The organism is Candidatus Pelagibacter sp. HIMB1485 (assembly GCF_052048055.1).
Lineage (GTDB): Bacteria > Pseudomonadota > Alphaproteobacteria > Pelagibacterales > Pelagibacteraceae > Pelagibacter.
On sequence record NZ_JBNAIN010000001.1, the window covers coordinates 157,721 to 176,969 of the forward strand.

General features: G+C 29.4%; 25 protein-coding genes. 8 read left to right on the plus strand and 17 right to left on the minus strand.

What is annotated here, in order from left to right; genetic code table 11:
• The 13 genes from glcF to hspQ form a co-directional block, all read right to left on the minus strand.
• A complete protein-coding gene (gene glcF / locus ACTTA4_RS00810; RefSeq protein ID WP_440633112.1) occupies positions 1 to 1,290 on the minus strand; it encodes a glycolate oxidase subunit GlcF in 1,290 nt (429 codons plus the stop codon).
• Entirely contained in the window at positions 1,290 to 2,567 is a 1,278-nt protein-coding gene (locus tag ACTTA4_RS00815; protein ID WP_440633113.1) for an FAD-binding protein, read from the minus strand. The genes glcF and ACTTA4_RS00815 overlap by 1 nt, the downstream gene beginning before the upstream one ends.
• On the minus strand, positions 2,521 to 4,017 hold the full coding sequence (locus ACTTA4_RS00820) for an FAD-linked oxidase C-terminal domain-containing protein (protein WP_440633114.1): 1,497 nt from the start codon (positions 4,015 to 4,017) through the stop codon (positions 2,521 to 2,523). Before ACTTA4_RS00820 ends, ACTTA4_RS00815 begins: the two co-directional genes overlap by 47 nt.
• A 3-nt stretch (positions 4,018 to 4,020) precedes the next feature.
• Positions 4,021 to 5,184 carry a pyridoxal phosphate-dependent aminotransferase gene (locus ACTTA4_RS00825; protein WP_440633115.1) on the minus strand — a complete coding sequence of 388 codons (1,164 nt, stop codon included), beginning with the start codon at positions 5,182 to 5,184 and terminating at the stop codon, positions 4,021 to 4,023.
• A 73-nt stretch (positions 5,185 to 5,257) separates the two neighbouring features.
• Positions 5,258 to 6,409: an alpha-hydroxy acid oxidase gene (locus ACTTA4_RS00830; RefSeq protein WP_440633116.1), complete on the minus strand. Its 1,152-nt coding sequence runs from the start codon at positions 6,407 to 6,409 to the stop codon at positions 5,258 to 5,260.
• 10 nt (positions 6,410 to 6,419) lie between these two features.
• The gene (locus ACTTA4_RS00835) at positions 6,420 to 6,932 is read right to left on the minus strand and encodes an acyloxyacyl hydrolase (RefSeq protein ID WP_440633117.1); all 513 of its coding nucleotides are present in this window, start codon (positions 6,930 to 6,932) and stop codon (positions 6,420 to 6,422) included.
• Between the two features lie 6 nt (positions 6,933 to 6,938).
• On the minus strand, positions 6,939 to 7,298 hold the full coding sequence (locus ACTTA4_RS00840) for a cytochrome c-type biogenesis protein (RefSeq protein ID WP_440633118.1): 360 nt from the start codon (positions 7,296 to 7,298) through the stop codon (positions 6,939 to 6,941).
• Positions 7,295 to 7,813 carry a DsbE family thiol:disulfide interchange protein gene (locus tag ACTTA4_RS00845; RefSeq protein WP_440633119.1) on the minus strand — a complete coding sequence of 173 codons (519 nt, stop codon included), beginning with the start codon at positions 7,811 to 7,813 and terminating at the stop codon, positions 7,295 to 7,297. Before ACTTA4_RS00845 ends, ACTTA4_RS00840 begins: the two co-directional genes overlap by 4 nt.
• A complete protein-coding gene (locus ACTTA4_RS00850) occupies positions 7,810 to 9,684 on the minus strand; it encodes a heme lyase CcmF/NrfE family subunit (protein WP_440633120.1) in 1,875 nt (624 codons plus the stop codon). The genes ACTTA4_RS00845 and ACTTA4_RS00850 overlap by 4 nt, the downstream gene beginning before the upstream one ends.
• Positions 9,685 to 10,104 (minus strand): cytochrome c maturation protein CcmE, encoded by a 420-nt coding sequence (ccmE, locus tag ACTTA4_RS00855; RefSeq protein WP_440619107.1) that lies wholly within the window; start codon positions 10,102 to 10,104, stop codon positions 9,685 to 9,687.
• Between the two features lie 10 nt (positions 10,105 to 10,114).
• Positions 10,115 to 10,342 (minus strand): heme exporter protein CcmD, encoded by a 228-nt coding sequence (locus ACTTA4_RS00860; RefSeq protein ID WP_440633121.1) that lies wholly within the window; start codon positions 10,340 to 10,342, stop codon positions 10,115 to 10,117.
• Positions 10,339 to 11,046, minus strand: a complete 708-nt coding sequence (gene ccmC, locus ACTTA4_RS00865) for a heme ABC transporter permease CcmC (RefSeq protein ID WP_440633122.1) — start codon at positions 11,044 to 11,046, stop codon at positions 10,339 to 10,341. Before ccmC ends, ACTTA4_RS00860 begins: the two co-directional genes overlap by 4 nt.
• Before the next feature lie 177 nt (positions 11,047 to 11,223).
• Entirely contained in the window at positions 11,224 to 11,544 is a 321-nt protein-coding gene (gene hspQ / locus ACTTA4_RS00870; RefSeq protein ID WP_262589942.1) for a heat shock protein HspQ, read from the minus strand.
• An 87-nt stretch (positions 11,545 to 11,631) separates the two neighbouring features.
• On the opposite strand from hspQ, the gene ACTTA4_RS00875 reads away from it, so the two are divergent.
• Positions 11,632 to 12,183, plus strand: coding sequence for a septation protein A (locus ACTTA4_RS00875; RefSeq protein ID WP_440633123.1), 552 nt, complete (start codon positions 11,632 to 11,634; stop codon positions 12,181 to 12,183).
• Positions 12,176 to 12,520, plus strand: a complete 345-nt coding sequence (locus ACTTA4_RS00880) for a DUF2794 domain-containing protein (RefSeq protein ID WP_440633124.1) — start codon at positions 12,176 to 12,178, stop codon at positions 12,518 to 12,520. Before ACTTA4_RS00875 ends, ACTTA4_RS00880 begins: the two co-directional genes overlap by 8 nt.
• Position 12,521: 1 nt before the next feature.
• Here ACTTA4_RS00880 and ACTTA4_RS00885 read toward each other — a convergent pair whose 3' ends face one another.
• Positions 12,522 to 13,283, minus strand: a complete 762-nt coding sequence (locus tag ACTTA4_RS00885; protein ID WP_440633125.1) for a Bax inhibitor-1/YccA family protein — start codon at positions 13,281 to 13,283, stop codon at positions 12,522 to 12,524.
• Positions 13,284 to 13,362: 79 nt separating this feature from the next.
• Here ACTTA4_RS00885 and ACTTA4_RS00890 point away from each other — a divergent pair, with 79 nt between their 5' ends.
• From ACTTA4_RS00890 to ACTTA4_RS00915, 6 genes are read left to right on the plus strand one after another with little or no spacing between them, the layout of a single operon-like run.
• Entirely contained in the window at positions 13,363 to 14,397 is a 1,035-nt protein-coding gene (locus tag ACTTA4_RS00890; RefSeq protein ID WP_440633126.1) for an aldo/keto reductase, read from the plus strand.
• Positions 14,388 to 14,897 (plus strand): invasion associated locus B family protein, encoded by a 510-nt coding sequence (locus ACTTA4_RS00895; protein ID WP_440633127.1) that lies wholly within the window; start codon positions 14,388 to 14,390, stop codon positions 14,895 to 14,897. Before ACTTA4_RS00890 ends, ACTTA4_RS00895 begins: the two co-directional genes overlap by 10 nt.
• 4 nt (positions 14,898 to 14,901) lie before the next feature.
• Entirely contained in the window at positions 14,902 to 16,089 is a 1,188-nt protein-coding gene (locus ACTTA4_RS00900; protein WP_440633128.1) for an argininosuccinate synthase, read from the plus strand.
• A gap of 57 nt (positions 16,090 to 16,146) precedes the next feature.
• Complete coding sequence (locus tag ACTTA4_RS00905) at positions 16,147 to 16,605, plus strand: hypothetical protein (RefSeq protein WP_440633129.1); 459 nt, start codon at positions 16,147 to 16,149, stop codon at positions 16,603 to 16,605.
• Positions 16,605 to 16,985, plus strand: coding sequence for a phosphate-starvation-inducible PsiE family protein (locus ACTTA4_RS00910; RefSeq protein WP_440633130.1), 381 nt, complete (start codon positions 16,605 to 16,607; stop codon positions 16,983 to 16,985). The genes ACTTA4_RS00905 and ACTTA4_RS00910 overlap by 1 nt, the downstream gene beginning before the upstream one ends.
• 6 nt (positions 16,986 to 16,991) lie before the next feature.
• The gene (locus ACTTA4_RS00915) at positions 16,992 to 18,131 is read left to right on the plus strand and encodes an FAD-binding domain-containing protein (RefSeq protein WP_440633131.1); all 1,140 of its coding nucleotides are present in this window, start codon (positions 16,992 to 16,994) and stop codon (positions 18,129 to 18,131) included.
• Here the strand turns inward: ACTTA4_RS00915 and ACTTA4_RS00920 are convergent.
• Genes ACTTA4_RS00920 through ACTTA4_RS00930 form a run of 3 tightly spaced genes read right to left on the minus strand, consistent with a single transcriptional unit; the run spans position 18,128 to position 19,249 of the window.
• Positions 18,128 to 18,349, minus strand: a complete 222-nt coding sequence (locus ACTTA4_RS00920) for a hypothetical protein (protein ID WP_023854586.1) — start codon at positions 18,347 to 18,349, stop codon at positions 18,128 to 18,130. The two genes, ACTTA4_RS00915 and ACTTA4_RS00920, sit on opposite strands and share 4 nt — an antisense overlap.
• On the minus strand, positions 18,342 to 18,533 hold the full coding sequence (locus tag ACTTA4_RS00925; RefSeq protein WP_440633132.1) for a hypothetical protein: 192 nt from the start codon (positions 18,531 to 18,533) through the stop codon (positions 18,342 to 18,344). The genes ACTTA4_RS00920 and ACTTA4_RS00925 overlap by 8 nt, the downstream gene beginning before the upstream one ends.
• Complete coding sequence (locus tag ACTTA4_RS00930) at positions 18,530 to 19,249, minus strand: type 1 glutamine amidotransferase (protein ID WP_440633133.1); 720 nt, start codon at positions 19,247 to 19,249, stop codon at positions 18,530 to 18,532. The genes ACTTA4_RS00925 and ACTTA4_RS00930 overlap by 4 nt, the downstream gene beginning before the upstream one ends.

Sequence of the window (19,249 nt, forward strand, 5' to 3'; positions counted from 1 at the left end):
CTATTTTAAAATTTCAGGTTTGGGACCGCCTGTGTACCAATCTAAAACTTCAATTGTATGTAAAATTGGGACTTTAGTACCATGAGAAATTTGGGTAATACAACCAATATTTCCTGTTGAAATAAAATCAGGATTTAAACTTTCAATGTTATTTACCTTATTTTTTAATAGTTGTTTTGCAATTTTTGATTGTAAAATATTGTAAGTTCCTGCTGATCCACAACAAATGTGCCCTTGTGGAATTTCCATTATTTCATTGTCAGTTTTTTCAAGTAACGAAATAGGTTGTGAATGAACTTTTTGACCATGCTGCATTGAACATGCAGAGTGATAAGCAACTTTATATTTCTTTCCTTTAGATTTTATATTTAGTTTTAAACTTTCAAAAATATATTCAGAAATATCTCTTGTAAGATCTGATATGACTTTTGCTTTTTTACTTAACTCTTTGTCATCTCTAAAAATAAAACCATAATCCTTCATGGTAGTACCGCAACCTGATGTATTAGATAAAATTGCGTCTAAATTTCCCTTTTGATGCTCCTCATACCAAGTATTTATATTATTTTTAAAATCTTGGTGAGCATCCTCTTCTTTTCCTAGATGGTGATTTAAAGATCCACAGCAACGAATTTTTTTTGGAACTACAACTTCAACCCCATGTCTATTTAATAATCTGATTGTTGCTTCATTAATTTGTGGCGAAATTTCTTTTTGAACACATCCAGTTAGCAAAGCAACTCTTGCAATTTTTTTCTTTCCTGTAACTTTATAAATTTCTTTATTAGGTAAAGTTTTTTTGGGAAAACTAGTAGGCATTAGCTCCATCATGTCCTTTAATTTTGATGGCATTAAAAACTTAAATGGTTTTGATAATTTAACTAAAAAACTAGAAAGCCTAAATATTTTTGTGTTTGGTAGAGTGATAGACAAAAAATATCTTATTAATCTATCAAAAAAAGATCTCTCATAATTTTTTTCAATATATTTTTTTCCATGATCAATTAAGTGCATATAATTTACACCTGCTGGACATGTAGTCATGCAGCTATAACAAGAAAGACATCTGTCTATGTGTTTAACAACTTTTTCAGTTGGTTTCTTATTATTTTCCAACATATCTTTAATAAGGTAAATTCTTCCTCTTGGACCATCTAACTCATCTCCTAAAATTCCATAAGTTGGACATGTTGCATTACACATTCCACAATGAACACATTTTTTAAATATTTTCTCAGAAGATTGATTGTCTTTATCTTTGAGTTGTGTTTCTGAAAAATTTGTTTGCATTAAAAATCCTTATACATTTTACCTGGATTAAATATTCCTTTTGGATCAAAGCTTTCTTTAATCTTTTTGGAAATCATAAGTTTAGTATCATCAATAGTGAATATTTTTTCTGAAAAATCAAACTCCTCTGATTTCTTGATTATTGTTAAGTATCCATTATTTTGAAGGATCATTTTTTTTACTTCTTTTAATTTATCATCATCTTTTCCAGGAACCTCTATCCAAAACAGTGATCCGGACCAATCTATAAAATATTTAAATTTATTTTTTATATTGTTCATTACTTTTTCACAGTTAGCTGGAGGCACAACAGCTCTTAGTAAATTATTTTTTGTCTCAGAAAATAATTGTAAACTATTTACACTTTTCCAAAAAAGAGGTGATTGATGAGGATCTAAATTAGATGTTTTATATTTTTTTAAATCTAACTCATTTGAAATATCCTTAATTCTTTCTTTTATTGAATTTTTATTACCTTCAACTCTTAACGCAAAAAATGAACCTTCTTGATCTAAATCATTAAATTTAAATGCTCTACTTTTATTTAAATCAAATTTTTTATTTTGTGGCTCATCAGGAATAAAAACTGCACCTGAAATTTCGTTACTCGAACTAAGCACCTTTTGAAATAATTCTGAGATGACTTTTGGATCATTTTCATAAATAACAATTGTATTTTGTGAAGGTTTCTTTGCTGAAATTTTTAAAGTTATTTCAGTTAGTGCAACCAATGTTCCAAAGGATCCACTTACTAATTTAGACAAATCATAACCTGTAACATTTTTTACAACAGTACCGCCTGATTTAATTATATCTCCTTTGCCATTTACACCCCTGAATCCTAAAACAAAATCTCTGACACTACCCGACTTAAATCTTCTAGATCCTGCAAAATTACAGGCAACACAACCACCTACAGTTCCTTTGTTTGATTTTCCATTTTTGATGTAACCAAAATCAGTTGGTTCAAAAGAAAGCTCTTGATTATTTTTTTCTAAAGCAGTCTCAACATCCTCAAGTAAAGTTCCCGGTTTTACTTTAATATAAAGTTCTTCTGGTAAATACTCGATTATTCCATTTAAACTTGATAAGTCTAAACTTTTAGCAGCCTGGACATTATAACCTATAAATTTTTTTGTATTTGCCCCATGAATATCAATTGGAAATTTCTTTTTGTAAGCTTCTTTAATTATATTTGAAACTTCAAGCTCAGTTTTTGGTAGTAAGTGATTAGAATCTTGGAAGATCTGGGAATTTTTCTTCTCCTCGGTGAACATGAACCCTTCCTTCCTCAGCACATTTTCTTAAAATTGGGTAAACTTTTCCAGGATTTAAGAGATTTTTTTCATCTAAACATTTTTTAATATTAAGTTGTTGCTGGATATCGATATCATTAAAAGCCTCACACATTAATTCTCTTTTTTCTATTCCAATTCCGTGCTCACCAGAGAGTGCACCTCCCATTCTCACACAAGCTTTTAAAATTTCAGCCCCAAACTCTTCAGTTCTTCTTAACTGTTCTTTATCACTTCCATCGAAAAGAATTAAAGGATGAAGATTTCCATCTCCTGCATGAAAACCATTGGCAACACCTAGATTATATTTTTTTGATAATCTGCTAATCTCCTTAAGTATTACTGATAATTTTCCTCTAGGGATTGTTCCGTCCATACAATAATAATCTGGCGCCATTGCTCCACATGCTGGGAATGCAGCTTTTCTTCCAGACCAAAATCCTAATCTTTCTTTTTCAGATTTACTTAATTTAAAACTGTTTGATTTATTTTTTTCAGCAATCTCTTTTATTTGTTTAAATAATTCGTCTACTTCAGATTTCGTTCCATCTAATTCAACTATCATTAAAACTTCTGCATCCATTGGATATCCCGCATGAACAAATTTTTCTGTTGCATCTATCAATGCTTTATCCATAATTTCCATTCCAGCTGGCACAATACCGTTGGAAATAATATCTGTTACACAGTTACCTCCATCTTCAATTGTTGGAAAACCAATTAAAGCTGCTTTTACTGTTTGAGGATTTTTCAATATTTTTACAGTAACTTCTGTAATTACACCTAGCAATCCTTCTGAACCACACATTAATCCTAATAAATCATATCCCTCTTGATCCAAAGTTTTTCCACCTAATCTACAAATAGTCCCGTCCATCATTACCATTTCAACACCAAGTATATTGTTTGTTGTTGTTCCATATTTAAGTGAATGAACACCACCTGAGTTTTCAGCAACGTTTCCACCTATAGAACAAGCTAATTGACTAGAAGGATCTGGAGCATAATAGTAACCTTTATGTTTTACTGCATGTGTTATGGACAAGTTGGTTACACCAGGTTGTGTAACTACACATTTATTATCAAAATCAATATCTAAAATTTTATTAAATTTTCCTAAACCTAAAATAATTGCATCGTTTAGAGGTAATGCTCCACCTGAAAGTCCTGTTCCTGCTCCTCTTGGAATAACTTTTATATTTTCTTGATGACAGTATTTTAAAATTTCACTTACTTCTTTTGTATTTTCTGGAAGAACTACAGCCAATGGAAGATTTTTATAAGCTGCCAACGCGTCTGTTTCATAAGGCTTAATCTCATCTAATTCACTTAAAACATTTTCCTTTGAAGTAAAACTTTTAAGACTAGATACGATAATATCTTTTTTACTGACAATTAACCTGTCTACTTTTGGTAAAGCTATTTCAGACATAGCTTAACCTAGCATTTTTTTGATATTTTCCAATGCGTTAGAAATGTTATCCTGTGATGCAGCAAAGCTAAATCTTACGTAATCTTTGCATGTTTTTCCAAATGCTGTACCTGGGACAATAGCAACACCCGCTTCATGCATAGCTCTTTTACAAAACTCTGAACCATCCATTCCGGTACCTATGACTTTTGGAAATGCATAAAATGCTCCACCTGGTAAACTACATTCTACTCCAGGAAGACTATTCAGCCCTTCATGAATTAATTTTCTTCTTTGAGTAAATTTTTCCATCATCAAATTAATTGAGTCGTCTGGACCATCTAAAGCTGCTATTCCTGCGAATTGAGCTGCAGCATTAACACAAGAAACACTATTGATTAGTAATTTATTAATATGTTCAATTAGATTTTGAGGCCAAAAACTCCAACCTAATCTCCAACCTGTCATTGAATAAGCTTTACTCCAACCTTCCAAAACAATTAGTCTTTCTCTTAACTCTGGATAATTAAAAAATGTTGGCATTTCTTTATTATCAAATATTTGTCTACTGTAAATTTCATCACTTAAGATGGTCACGTGAGGATGTTTTTTTAAACCCTCTGCTAATTTATCAATTTCAGATTTCTCAACAAAACTTCCCGTTGGGTTATTAGGGTTAATTAAAATTAACAATCTAGTTTTTTCAGTAATTAAAGATAAAATTTTATCTGCACTAAATTTTAAATCTTTATCTTCAGTTAAATCATAAGGTACAGCAGTAGAGCCTGTATAATTAATCATAGACTCATAAATAGGAAAAGCTGGTGTTGGATGAATAATTTCAGCTCCTGGCTCACCAAAACACTGTATCGCATAATGCATTGTAGGTTTACCACCTGGCATTATAATAATCCTTTCTGGATCCACTTCAGTGTTATATCTTTTCTTGATCCATCTAGTAACCGCTTGTCTGCACTCTAAAATTCCATTTGAAAGAACATAACCATGATGACCATCGTCCAGAGCTTTTTTTGCAGCCTCAACTACATGCTTAGGTGTTTTAAAGTCTGGTTGACCTAAACCAAGATGTATCATTGGGTTTCCTTGCGCTTCTAATTTTTTAGCTTCTGCTAAAACTGAAAAAGCACTTTCTGTTCCAAGTCTATTAAGTGATGCTGCTAGTTTCATAATAAAGTTGGAAAATATACATAAATAAAATTGAATGTCTATTAAGATAAAATTTAAATTTCCTTAATTTATCTTAACTTCTGTAGATTATTTTTGACGCGTCGAGATCTTTTACAGATTTACATCCCATCAAAATCATGTTTCTTCTAATTTCTTTTTGCATGTTCTCAAGTAATCTTTCAACACCTTTTTGTCCTCCAGCACCTAAACTAAAAAGAAAAGCTTTTCCAAAACTACAAGCTGTTGCACCAGCTGCAAGAGCTTTTAAAACATGCGTTCCTCTTCTTACTCCACCATCAAGAATAATTTCTAATTTATCTCCTACCGCATCTGAAATTGCTTTTACTTGATCAAAAGGTGATCTAGATCCATCCAATTGTCTTCCACCATGATTAGATATCATTATCGCAGTACAACCTATATCAATTGCTCTCTTTGCATCTTCAACAGACATCACACCTTTTAGTGCCATTGGTTTATTCCATTTTTTAATACAGTATTCTGCATCTTTCCAATTCATCGCTGGATCATATTGCTCATTAATATAATCCATTACTGATTTGGCTATGTTTGTTCCTTTGTCAGTTTTGTTTTTAATATTTGCTAATTCAAATTTTTTATTAGTAAAATATTTAAAAACCCAGCCAGGCCTCATGGCAAAACTTAATAAACTATCTAATGTAAATTTAGGTGGAGTAGTAAAACCAGTTCTGTGATCTCTTTCTCTATTTCCTGCAACTAATGTATCAACAGTAATGCACATACCGTCAAAATTTGCTCTGCTACATCTATCAATTAAATCATCAGTAATTGATTTATCCTTATGGATATAAAGCTGAAAAAGTTTTGGACCACTAGAAATATTTGCAACTTCTTCTATAGAAAATGATGCCATTGTTGACATACTATAAATCGTATTAAATTTTTCTGCTGCTCTTGCAGAAGCCTTATCACCTTCTGGATCATACAAACTTTGCATCGCTGTAGGAGACAGAAATAGCGGCATATCAATTTTTCTACCAAACACTGTTGTCGATAAATCTGGCTCTCCAACACTATTCAAAATATTGGGGACTAAATCACAGTCATTAAATGAATCTGTATTTCTGTTTAAAGTTATTTCATCATCAGCACCTCCATCAATATAATGAAATATGGGTGCTGGAAGTTTCTTCTTTGCTAATTTTCTAAAATCATTAAAATTATAGCAATCTTTTAAGTTCATAATAAGTTTATTAGAAGCTTTTAAAAAAATTAAACATATAACTATTCGCCCCAGGGTTTTTATCTCCTATGCTTGCATTAGAAATATGATTATATGAAAAACCTAATTGACTGCTGTCAGACATATCTAAAGAAATTTGCAACTCAGATTTAAACTCTAAGACATGTCCTAGATCTTTTCCATCACCTTCATGATATAATCCTGGTGTAAAACTTGGATTAAAATTTAATGATCCTATTTTGTATTGAGCTTCAACACCTGTGTAAACATAAGCAGCACTATCGGCAGTGATGAGTCCGCCCGTTATTGGTGATAAATTTCCTAAAAACGTATCTCTATTTAAATTTTCATTTTGATGTTGAAAGCCAATTAATTCAGATTTTTTTCCACTATCACTAAAATCAAACATTCCTGTGTAAACATTAAACTCAGTATTTAAATCTTCCTTTTTAATTTCTTCAGCATTTGATGAAATTGTAAATACTAAAAATATAAATGAGGTTAAAATTTTTTTTATATGCATTTAGGATTAAATTTTAAATTTTAGTTTTTTTATGATTATTGCACCTCCAAGTAAAAATATCAATATTGGCAATAACCAAAGAATATAAGTGTTTTTATTTAAACCAGGATCATACAAAATCCATTCACCATATTTTTCCTTAAAAAAATCATAAATTTGATTTTCAGATAGTCCTTCCTCAAGTTTTTTATCAACTAAAATTTTCATGCTATTTGCAAAATCAGAATCTGAGTCATACACAGATTGACCCTGACAAATTAAACATCTTAAATTTTTCGTAATCTTATTTCTTTCGAGCTGATCATCAGCAATTGATATTTTTGGAATTATTAATAAAATAATTAAAGTAATTTTTAAAATTCTCATTTTATTATTGAGTTAATTTCGTTAATTAATTTTTCATTTAATGGTCCAATGTATTTTGCAACTATTTTATTTTTATGAATTAAAAAAGTTTCAGGCACACCATATGCTCCCCACTCTATTGAAATTGTACCATCTTCATCTAATAATATTGTTTCGTATGGATTTCCCAATTTTATTAGAAAATTTTGAGCATTGTTAAAATTATCTTTATAATTTAATCCAATTAAAATTACTTTATTGTTTTCGCTTAATCTCATTAAATAAGAATGTTCTTGTCTACAGGGTACGCACCATGAGGCCCATATATTTAATAAATAAAATTTATTTGAATTAAATATTTCTGATGAGTTAACATTTTCTTTGCTATCAAACTTAACGCCAGAAAAAATTGGAATATCTTTTTTTATTTCTGGCTTAGGGGTATAGATATTTGTTTCCTGTAAACCTTTATAAAATATAAAAAAAATAATTATAAAACTTATTATTATTATTGAAGGTATTAATTTATCTTTCATATTCTCTTTCTAAACAATCTTAATATTCCACCCATACTTAATAATAACACTGACACCCATATCCAAAGCATAAAGGGTTTGTCTTGATATCTAACATTAAAATATTCCTGATTTTGCACCAAGTTTATGACGATAAATTTATCTTTCATTAAAGAAGTTTTAATATCAGCTTCACTGGTTACTATATTTGGCTGATTATAAATTCTTAACTCTGGAGACATTTTATTAATTTTTCCATCTGGAGAAATTATTTTAAAATTTGCTACTACTGAGTTAAAGTTTTTTTCACTTCTCTGGTTTACGTCCTCAAGTGTAATTTTGATTTTTGAATTTTCATAACTTTCACCAATTTTAAGATTAGTTATTACTTCACTAGAAAGTAAATTATTAAATAAAATACTTAAGATTAATAAGCTAAATCCAAAGTGAGCAATATTTTGAGATATGTTTTTAAATTTTTTTGTAAAAAAATCCCTTACAGTAATAAAAAATAAATAAAACGCACTTGAGATTAAAATAGTGTTTACAAGGAAATTTTTGTCAAAATTCTTAACAATTAAATAAGATATTAAAATCGATATAAATAATAAAAATATAAGGATTTTTTTACTCTCTAAGTTAGATTTAATCCATTTCAATTGGGGTCCGATTGCCATAGCGATTAAAAATGGAATTAAGAAAGGGATAATTAGTTTATGGTAAAACGGTGGACCAACAGATATTTTTTCTGAAGAAATTACATCTAAAAAAATTGGATACACTGTACCTATTAAAACCACAGATAAAAAATACATCATGAACCAATTATTCAATATAATTGCACTTTCTTTACTTAACCAAAAAAGATTTATTGAATTCTTTTGATCCTCTTTATGAAAAAAGAAAAAAATAAATAAAGAAATAAAAATTAGAACAAACAAAAATATTAATATAAATAAACCTCTTTCAGGATCGTTAGCGAAAGTATGAACTGAATTAAGTATACCTGATCTAACTAAGAAAGTTCCACACATACTGAGTGTAAATGTAGCTATAGATAAAATTATAACCCAAGAAGTTAAAATCGATTTTTTCTCCAGAACTAATATACAATGTAATAATGTGGTTAGTGCTAACCAAGGCATAAGAGATACATTTTCCACTGGATCCCAAAACCAAAATCCTCCCCATCCAAGTTCATAATAAGCCCAAATAGAACCTAGTAAAATTCCCAATGTCAAAAATATCCAAGAAACTAAAGTCCATTTTTTTATATGAGTTGCCCAGCTTCCTGAAACCATTTTTAAAGTTGTGGCTGCTAGTGTGGAGGAAAATATTATTGATGAACCAACATAGCCTAAATATAAAACAGGTGGATGAATTGCTAATGCGGGATCTTGCAAGATTGGATTTAAACCTAAACCTTCTTCAGGAATTGGGAACAAGTAATTAAATGGATTAGAAGTTTTTAATAAAAATATAAAAAAACCAATAATTATTATCTGCTGAAATATTGTTGTTAGAGTTTTGTACTTTATTGATTGATTATTTGTTCTTAACAAAAAAATAAAAATAAATAACGTTAAAACCAACAACCACAATAACAAACTACCCTCATGGTTTCCCCAAGTTCCTGTGATTTTATAAAACAAAGGTTTAGTAGTATGGGAATTATTAAATACAGTTTCATTACTAAAATCTGAAACTACAAAAGATAAAACTAAACCAAAAAAACTGATAACAACAAAAAATAATTGTAAAAATGATAATGATAATATTTTAGTATCTAAAATTTCTGAATTTCTAAAATTTTGAACTGAAAAATAGATCAAAATTAAACCACTAATTAGTCCTAAAATCAGTGCATAGTATCCAACAACACTATAAATCAATTAATTTTCCTCCAATGCAGCTTTAACCTCTGGAGGCATATAATTTTCATCATGCTTTGCTAAAATTTTTGTTGCTGAAAAAAAATTTCTGTCTTTCAAAACACCTTCAGCTACAACTCCCTTTCCTTCCTCAAATAAATTTGGGACAGCACCTGAATAAGTAACATTAATCTCATTTTTAAAATCTGTAATGATAAAATTCACTTCATTAGAATTCATGTTAATAGAATTTTTTTTAACCATTCCACCTACTCTGATTTTATTATTTGTCAGCTCAGTTAATGACTTAATCTCTGAAGGAGATTGAAAATAAACAACGTTTTCTTCTAAGGATTTTAGAACTAAAAAAACAGTTAATATTAAAATTAATAAAATAGTCGAAACAAATAGGAATCTTAACTTAACTTTTCGACCATACATCGATCAAAAATTAGTTGTTTGTTGCGTCAGCTAAAATTTCTTTATTTATTCTTTGTGATTTTGCAGAATTAGCTTGTTCAGTGTTAAGTGATCCAAATTTAGCAACAAATTTATTTTGTTCTTTAATAAATTGAACTTTTGTTACTAAATATAAACTTAGGAAACTTAATAAAGTAAAACCAAATGCAGATAACACGTATACTGCATATCCATTCATAAATAATAATTCGTTAATCATAATCTATCTAAGCCTTTATTTTTAATTTTTATCAGTTCTGTATTATATTTCATTAAGAAAATTAACAACGAAAATAGAGCAAATGCCGCAGTCATTATCAATAAAGGATAAAGCATTGATGAATGAATTGAGCTTTTAGACAATATATTTATTGAGGCAGGTTGGTGAAGTGTATTCCACCAATCAACGGAGTACTTAATTATTGGCACATTAATAATTCCAAGAATGGTAATAAAAGTTGAGATTTTAAAAACTTTTTCTTCATTTTCATAAATTCTCCAAGAGATTAAGTATAAAGCATAAAATAGAGCTAAAATTAACATTGAAGTAATCCTAGCATCCCAGGCCCACCATGTACCCCAGGTAGGCTTCCCCCAAATAGAACCAGTTACCAAAGCAATAATGTTAAAAACAAAACCTGAAGGTGCTAAACTTTTGGATATTAAAAAAAAATTTTTATTTTTAAAAATAAATCCTGAAATTGATAAAACAGTTATCGAAGAAAAAATTCCAAGAGAAATCCATGCAGCAGGAACATGAACATACATAATTCTAACAGCATCACTTTGCTTGTAATCTTCTGGAGACAATATAAGTGCTTCAACTAATCCAACAGACAGAACAACAATGAATAAAAACAAAACATATTTTGGTGCTTTCGAAGTAATTTGAAAAATTTTATTTGGCTCTAAAAGTTTAAACATATCTCTAATTTAGGGATTTATTTTAAAAATACTATTGTGAAAAATTATCTGATCAAGAATGAAGAGGGGGAGATAATAAAGAAAGATTAACTTTTAACACTCTTGATCAGAATATGATTATTTTATAAAAAAATAGTGTGGCCTAGATTGGAAATAAATGTGTTTGAATAATGATAACTAATTAGAAAGCTTGAAATAACTTGAGCCTTTTTTACCTGAAAAAATTTCTTCAATTAACGGATGTTTTATAGGCTCGTCTGAATCGTCCATCAAAAGATTTTGTTCTGAAACATAGGCTTCGTAAGTAATTTCGTCATTTTCAGCAAGTAAGTGATAAAAAGGCTGATCTTTTCTTGGTCTAACATTTTTTGGAATTGACTGATACCATTCCTCAGAATTGTTAAACTCGAAGTCTACATCATAAATAACACCTCTAAATTCGAAGTGCTTGTGTTTAACAATATCTCCAATTGAAAATTTAGCTTTTTGGATTGCCATGATAGTTAGTATGGGTATTTAAAAATAAAAATCAATGTAAAAAATATTAATGTTTTGTGATGTGGCAAATATGTTAATATCTTTTAAGTGAATAAATCTTTTTTAAAATTTGTTACTGATTTTGGACCTCTAGCAATATTTTTTTTCTATTATTACAACAGTGGAAAAAATTTATCAGTAGCAATTCCTCCCTTAATAGTTGCAACAATTATTGCATTAGCTGTTGTTTGGTTTTTTGAAAAAAAAATACCACCGATGCCTTTGTTAAGTGGAATTTTAATAACTTTTTTTGGAGGTCTCACTATCTACTTTAATGATCCAATATTTATTTATGTAAAACCAACAATAATAAATATCATGTTTGCTTTGGCTTTATATTTTGGAAAATACTTTACGAAAGAACCAGTGCTTAAAAAAGTTATGGGTAAATCAATACCTTTGTCAGATATCGGATGGGAAATTTTAAATCGAAGGTGGATGTTTTTTTTCTTTGGTCTTGCACTATTAAATGAATTTGTTTGGAGAACACAAACTGAAGAATTTTGGGTCAATTTTAAAGTATGGGGAATGCTGCCAATAACAATAGTGTTTACAGGATTTCAGGTACCTTTAATAAACAAACATAAAATGGATGCGTAATAACTTAAGATTAGTAGTAAACAATCCACAAAATAAAATAGAGGAAAAACATTTTTTTGAAAAAGATGAGCTTAAAATTATTTTAGATCTTTATGCTAAGATGGTTTCGGAAGGCTCTTGGAAAGATTATGGTCTCAACATTTCAAGCAAACAAGTTAGCTTTAGTGTATTTAGAAATGCAGCAGAAAATGCACTTTACAAAATCTGCAAAAATTTTAAGCCAAAAAATAAAAATTTAAAATACTTAATCACAGATACAAGTGGTAAGATTTTAAAAAATTCTTACGAACTTAAGTCTTTACTTAAAAATACTAATTGGAAGAAACTTCAAAAATAAATTATCGTCTTTGACCAAAAAGTCTTAACAACATTATAAACAGATTAATAAAGTCTAGGTATAATGTTAAAGCACCCATTACTGCTTTTTTTCCTACGATTTCACCAGAGTCACTTGAAACATACATGTTTTTAATTTTTTGAGTATCATAAGCTGTTAGACCTACGAAAATTAAAACGCCTAAAATTGAAATTACAAAGTACATCATTGAAGACTTTAGGAAAATATTTACGATTGATGCAATAATTATCCCAATCAACCCCATCATTAAAAATGAGCCAAACTTCGTTAAATCTCTTTTAGTTGTATAACCATAAATGCTCATCACTCCAAAAGTCGCTGATGTTATGAAGAATACTCTAGTAACACTCAAGCCAGTATAAACTAATAAGATTGAAGACAAAGATAGTCCCATTAAAGCTGCAAACACCCAAAATGTTGTTTGAGCTTTTGAAGCGCTCATCTTATTGATTCCAAAACTCATGTAAAAAACGATACCTAAAGGAGCTAACATTACCAACCATTTAAGCCCTGATAAATAAATTGCATTTCCCATTTGTGTTAATCCAACAATTGCACCTGATTGATCAGTCACGACTGACATCTTAAATGTTATTAATGCTATGATCCCTGTTAGCAGCACACCTGTTGCCATGTAGTTATAAACTTTTAACATGTAGGCTCTTAAGCCTTCATCCATTACAGCTGTGGTTTGTTGTGCTGCTTTTGCTCTGTTTAATATTCCGTTTTTATCAAATTCCATAATATGTTAGATATAATAGTCTTTTGACAATTATTCAAGATACCTTAATAGATTAATAAAAAGTTAACATAAAACATTAATGAATTACAAAAAATTAGGAAATACTGATCTTGATGTGAGTACAATTTGTCTCGGTACAATGACTTGGGGAGAACAAAATACTCAAGATCAAGCCTTTGAACAAATGGACTTTGCTTTAAGCAACGGAGTTAATTTTTGGGATACAGCTGAATTATATGCTGTTCCTCCTCGTAAGGAAACTTATGGTGATACTGAAGAAATAATTGGTAATTGGTTTGAAAAAACAAAAAAAAGAAAAGAAGTTATTTTAGCTACTAAAGTTGCTGGTCCAGCAAGAGATTATTTAAGAAATGGTGAAAATAGTTTTACAGGTCCAAACTTAGAGTCAGCCTTAAACAATAGTCTCAAAAGACTTAAGACAGATTATATCGATTTATATCAACTGCATTGGCCAGAAAGAAATGTAAATAATTTTGGAAGACTTGGTTATGTTCATAAAGAAAATGATTGGAATCAATTTGAAGATGTTCTTGGCGAATTAGATAAATATATTAAAGCTGGAAAAATAAGATACATTGGTCTTTCAAACGAAACTCCTTGGGGAGCGTTAAATTATTTGCAGCTATCAAAAGATAAAAATTTACCAAGAATGATGTCTATTCAAAATCCATACAGCTTACTAAATAGATCTTATGAAGTAGGATTAGCCGAGGTTTCTATTAGAGAAAAAATTGGATGCCTTGCATATTCACCTCTAGCAAGTGGATACTTAACGGGTAAATACAGAAATAAAAATTTTCCTAAAGGATCAAGAATGGAAAGAGACTTTGATTTTTGGACAAGATATAGAAAACCTAACACAGAGGCTGCTGTAGAGCTTTATTTTAAAATCTGTGAGAAACACAATTTAAATATGACTCAAATGTCTATTAAATTCTGTGAAATTCAAGAATTTATGACAAGTGTAATTATAGGTGCAACTACAATGGAGCAGTTGAAATCAGATATAGAAAGTGTAAATGTAAATTTATCTAATGATGTCATTGAAGAAATCAATCAAGTTCAAACAATTTATCCAAACCCATGTCCTTAATTAAAAAAATAATAATTTTATCAACTATATTTATCTTAAGTTCAAATCATCTATTTGCTCAGGAAGTAAAAAAAATTGGTAAATATAAAGATTGGGAGGCAATGGTGGCATATGAACCTGATGGCAAAGTATGTTTTGCTCAATCAGTACCTGTACTTCAAGCACCAAAATCAAACAAAAGAGATGCAAAATTATTTGTAACTTTTAGACCAGAAGAAAGTATTTCAAATGAAGTGAGTGTTACTCCTGGATATGAATTTAATAAAAAGAATTCTGTTATTGCAGCATCAGGAAAGAACAAATTTAAGTTTGATATAATGCAACAAGGATTTGCATGGATTGCTGACAACAAAATTGAAGTAAAAATGATTAGTAGAATGAAGAAGGGATCAAGGATAATGATTACCGGTTACAATCAAAATGGATCCCAAACAATTGATCATTATTCTTTGCTTGGATTTACTAAAGCTTACAATGCATCAAAAAAAGCTTGCACATGATTAAATGAAATCAAAAAATAAAATTGTACTTGCCTACTCAGGCGGTTTAGATACATCCATAATTTTAAAATGGCTTCAAGAAAATTATAACGCTGAAGTAGTTTGTTATACTGCTGATGTTGGTCAAGAAATTGATAGAAAAAAAATTTTCAAGAATGCAAAAAAATTTGGTGTCAAAAATATTATTATCCAAGATTTAAAAGATGTTTTTGTAAAAGATTACGTTTATCCAATGATTAGAGGGCATGCAATTTATGAAGGGGTGTATCTTTTAGGGACTTCTATTGCTAGACCATTGATTGCCAAAGACCAAATAAGAGTTGCTAAAAAATTCAAAGCTAATGCAGTTTCACATGGTGCTACAGGAAAAGGAAACGACCAAGTAAGATTTGAATTAGGCTATCATTACTTTGGACCAAAAATAAAAATTATTGCTCCATGGAGAATTTGGAAATTAAAATCAAGAACTGATTTAATTAACTATGCGAAAAAACATGGGATACCAATACCAAAAGATAAAAAAGGTGCTCCACCTTTTTCAGTAGATGACAATTTATTTCATACATCAACTGAAGGGAAAGTATTGGAAAATCCAAAAAATTCTGCACCAGAATTTATTTACCAAAGAACAGTTTCTCCTGAGAGAGCTCCAAGCAAGCCTTCATTTATTACAATCAATTTTAAAAATGGTGATCCTTTTGCAATTAATGGAAAAAAAATGTCTCCTTCTAAACTATTAGAAAAGCTTAACAATGTTGCTGGAAAAAATGGAATAGGAAGAGTCGATTTAGTTGAAAATAGATTTATTGGAATAAAGTCTCGAGGTGTATACGAAACACCAGGCGGAACTTTATTAATTCATGCACATAGAGCAATCGAATCCGTAACATTAGATAAAGAAACAATGCATAAAAAAGATCAGATTATGCCAAGATATGCTGAACTTATCTATAATGGTTACTGGTATTCAAAAGAAAGATTTAAACTTCAAAAAATTGTTGATCTGAAAAAAAACAAAGTTAACGGCTCAGTAAAACTTAAGCTTTATAAAGGAAATATAATAATCGAATCTCGAAATACAAACAGTTCAGCCTACTCTATGAAAAAAGTTTCCTTTGAAGAAAATAAAACATTTAATAAATCTAATGTTGAAAGATTTATCAACTTTCATAAGAAAAAACTACGTACTTAATTAAATTTAGGTCAATTTAACATTTGTTAAAACTTCTTAAAACTGTATCGTTAAGTTATGGACTCATTAAAAAATTGGATGAAAGATGCCGCAAATATTTTATTTGATGATAGTAAAAATGATCTTCGAGCTCTTCCAAAAACAGTAAGATTACAAATTCTTTTAGTTCTAAGTTTTATATGGACTACAGTTTTTAGTTTATATGTATTTTCATATACTACTTTTGCTTTTGGTTGGGCTGGTCTTTATGTGGCTCATATTGGATTAATATTTGCAGTCTACATGACATTTAAACAATTCCATAAAGCAGAAGAAAGATCCAGCAGTGTATTTGAAACTAAGAATTTTGACCCATTTAAAATTATGGTAATTGTTTTTGTAATAGTATTTATTTTTGTTTTCTCAAAAGGTATTGAAGTTTTAACAAGTCCAAATCCAAGTTCTTATTCAATTCCGTATGATGGTCCATCAAAATCAGTATTTGAAAAATGGTTACCATTCAGTAAAGATAAATAATGGATAAGATAGCAAAAAACTTACAACTAGCTTTGATGGTTATTATCTTAATCAGTACAGTTATTGCTGTTGGAATTGAGATGAAAAACATGTTCTTAAATCAATCTGTAACATTAGCTGATCTACTATTAATGTTTCTTTATTTAGAGGTCTTGGCGATGGTTAGAGTTTTTTGGAACCAACAATCAATTAGTATCACCCTTCCACTACTTATTGCAATTACTGCTCTTGCGCGATTTATTATTTTACAAGGAAAAGAGATGGATCCAACAGCACTTGTTTATGAAGCGGTCGCAATTTTATTAATAGCTGGAGCTATTGTTGTCTTGAGATTAAGACATAGTGACAAATTGGGTCTCAAGAAAAAAAAAACAAAATAATATAAAATGATGTTTGAAACCTCGAGGGCCAAGGCCTTAAATCAATTAAATAATTTTATCAATAATGGTCTTTCAGAATACTCTAAATTAAGAAATTTTGATTTTGGTTCTGAAAAAAGAACTAATGTATCTTGCCTATCACCATACATAACTCATGGAATTATTAATGAAAAAGAAGTCATCCAGAAAGCTCTAAGCAAATTTTCTTTTTCAAAAAATGAAAAATTTATTCAAGAAGTTTTATGGAGAACTTATTGGAAAGGTTGGCTAGAACTAAGACCAAATGTTTGGACAGACTATCTTATTGAATTAAATCAAATAAAAAAAGAATTTCAAAATAATAAAAATTACCTCTCGGCAATTGAAGGGGAAACAGATATTGAATGCTTCAATGAGTGGGTTAGCGAGCTAAAAGAAAACAATTACTTGCACAATCATACAAGAATGTGGTTTGCTAGCATTTGGATTTTTACCTTAGAACTACCTTGGCAATTAGGTGCGGAATTTTTCATGCAAAATCTTTTTGATGGAGACGCTGCATCAAATACTCTAGGATGGCGATGGGTTGCAGGTGTTCAAACTCAAGGTAAACACTATCTTGCTAGTGAATGGAATATTAAAAAATTCACAAACAATAGATTTCAAAACATAAAATTAAATGAAAATGCCCCTCCTAAGAACTCAGAAAAATCTTATCAAATAATAAAACAAGATTTTACTAATCCACAAAATTTTGAAGAAAAAAATCTTTTAATGTTTGATAATAATCTCTCATTTGAAATCACAGACTTTAAAGAAAAAAACTTTAAGAAAATTTACTTAGTTTCTAACAAAAATGAAAATAGATCTATAAAACTCAGTGAAAAATTAGTGAAATTTAAATCTCAGTTAATAGAAGACCAAGGACAAAGATTAAAAAGTCAATCTATTGATTTTCAGTTAATTGATATAAGTGAAGTGACAGACATTGAAAATTGTTATGGTTTGTATCCTACAGTCGGTGAAAATTTAGACTACTTAAATTTAAATAATATAAATGTAAGTTTTTTATACAGAAGCCTTGATCAGTTAGCTTGGCAATATTGTAATAAAGGTTTTTTTAATTTTAAAAATTATATTCCCAAAATAGTTTCAACCTTGGGCTAAAACCATCGAACCATACCTATAATTCCAGCAGTAGCATAAAAAAATTGCAGTAAGAGAATTCCTTTGTGTCCACCTCTATAAGCCCAAATTCCAATTAAAATAGCTGACAAAAGCAACAAACAAAATCCAAAAAATTCTATTCCTATGTTTAAAGCCACAAATAAAGAATATAATATTGCTGTAATAACCCCTGCCCATTCAAAAATTTTATTATTCATAATTTTTATATATCTCTTTACGCTCACTTTTGTTCATACCCTTTGTTTTTTCTAAAAATTCATTTCTTAACTCTCTTGTTTTAAAAATGTAAAAACAAACTGTATCTTTGCTGTGGTAGATTGCTTTAAGTTCATCATCTATATCGTTGAGCTCATTAGGTATTTCGGTCTTTATGCAAATCATAGGAGTTTTTTAAAATTATTATATAGAATTGTAGAATAATTGTTCATGTCTTTCATATTATCTTTTGCTGATTGATCAAATTTTTCTAAAGCGTCACCACCAAGCTGATCCTCTAAAGCTTTCTTGTACTCAGGAACACATCCCCATTCATTGACAGTTGTATCTTTTATTTCTATATGAAATTGAATTCCGTAAGCGTGGTTTTGATATTTAAATATTTGATATTTAGTAATCGGTGAGGAAGCCAATAAAGTTATATCATTATTATTTTCCATTCCTTGAACCTCATAAGAATGCCATTGTAAACTTTTTATCTTATCAGGAAATTTTGAAAACAAATTATCGTTTTCTTTTTCTTTAGAAAAATCAATATCCATAATACCAATTTCTGCAGGATTTGATTTAACAACTTTACCACCCACTATCTCTCCTAATAATTGGCAACCCAAGCAAAAACCTAAATATGGTTTTTTCAAATCTACAACAAATTCTTTGATTTTTTTCTTTTCTTCAACTAACCATGGATAATCCTTTTCCATATAGGTATCCATTGGTCCTCCCATACAAAACATTCCATCAAATTTAGTAAGATCCTCTGGTATTTTTTCTCCTTCGTCTAACTCTATTGTGGTTAAATTAAATCCATCAGATAGCATTAAATCTTTAATGTAGCCTGGATCCTCTATTTTAATATGTTGTAGTACAATTATATTCAC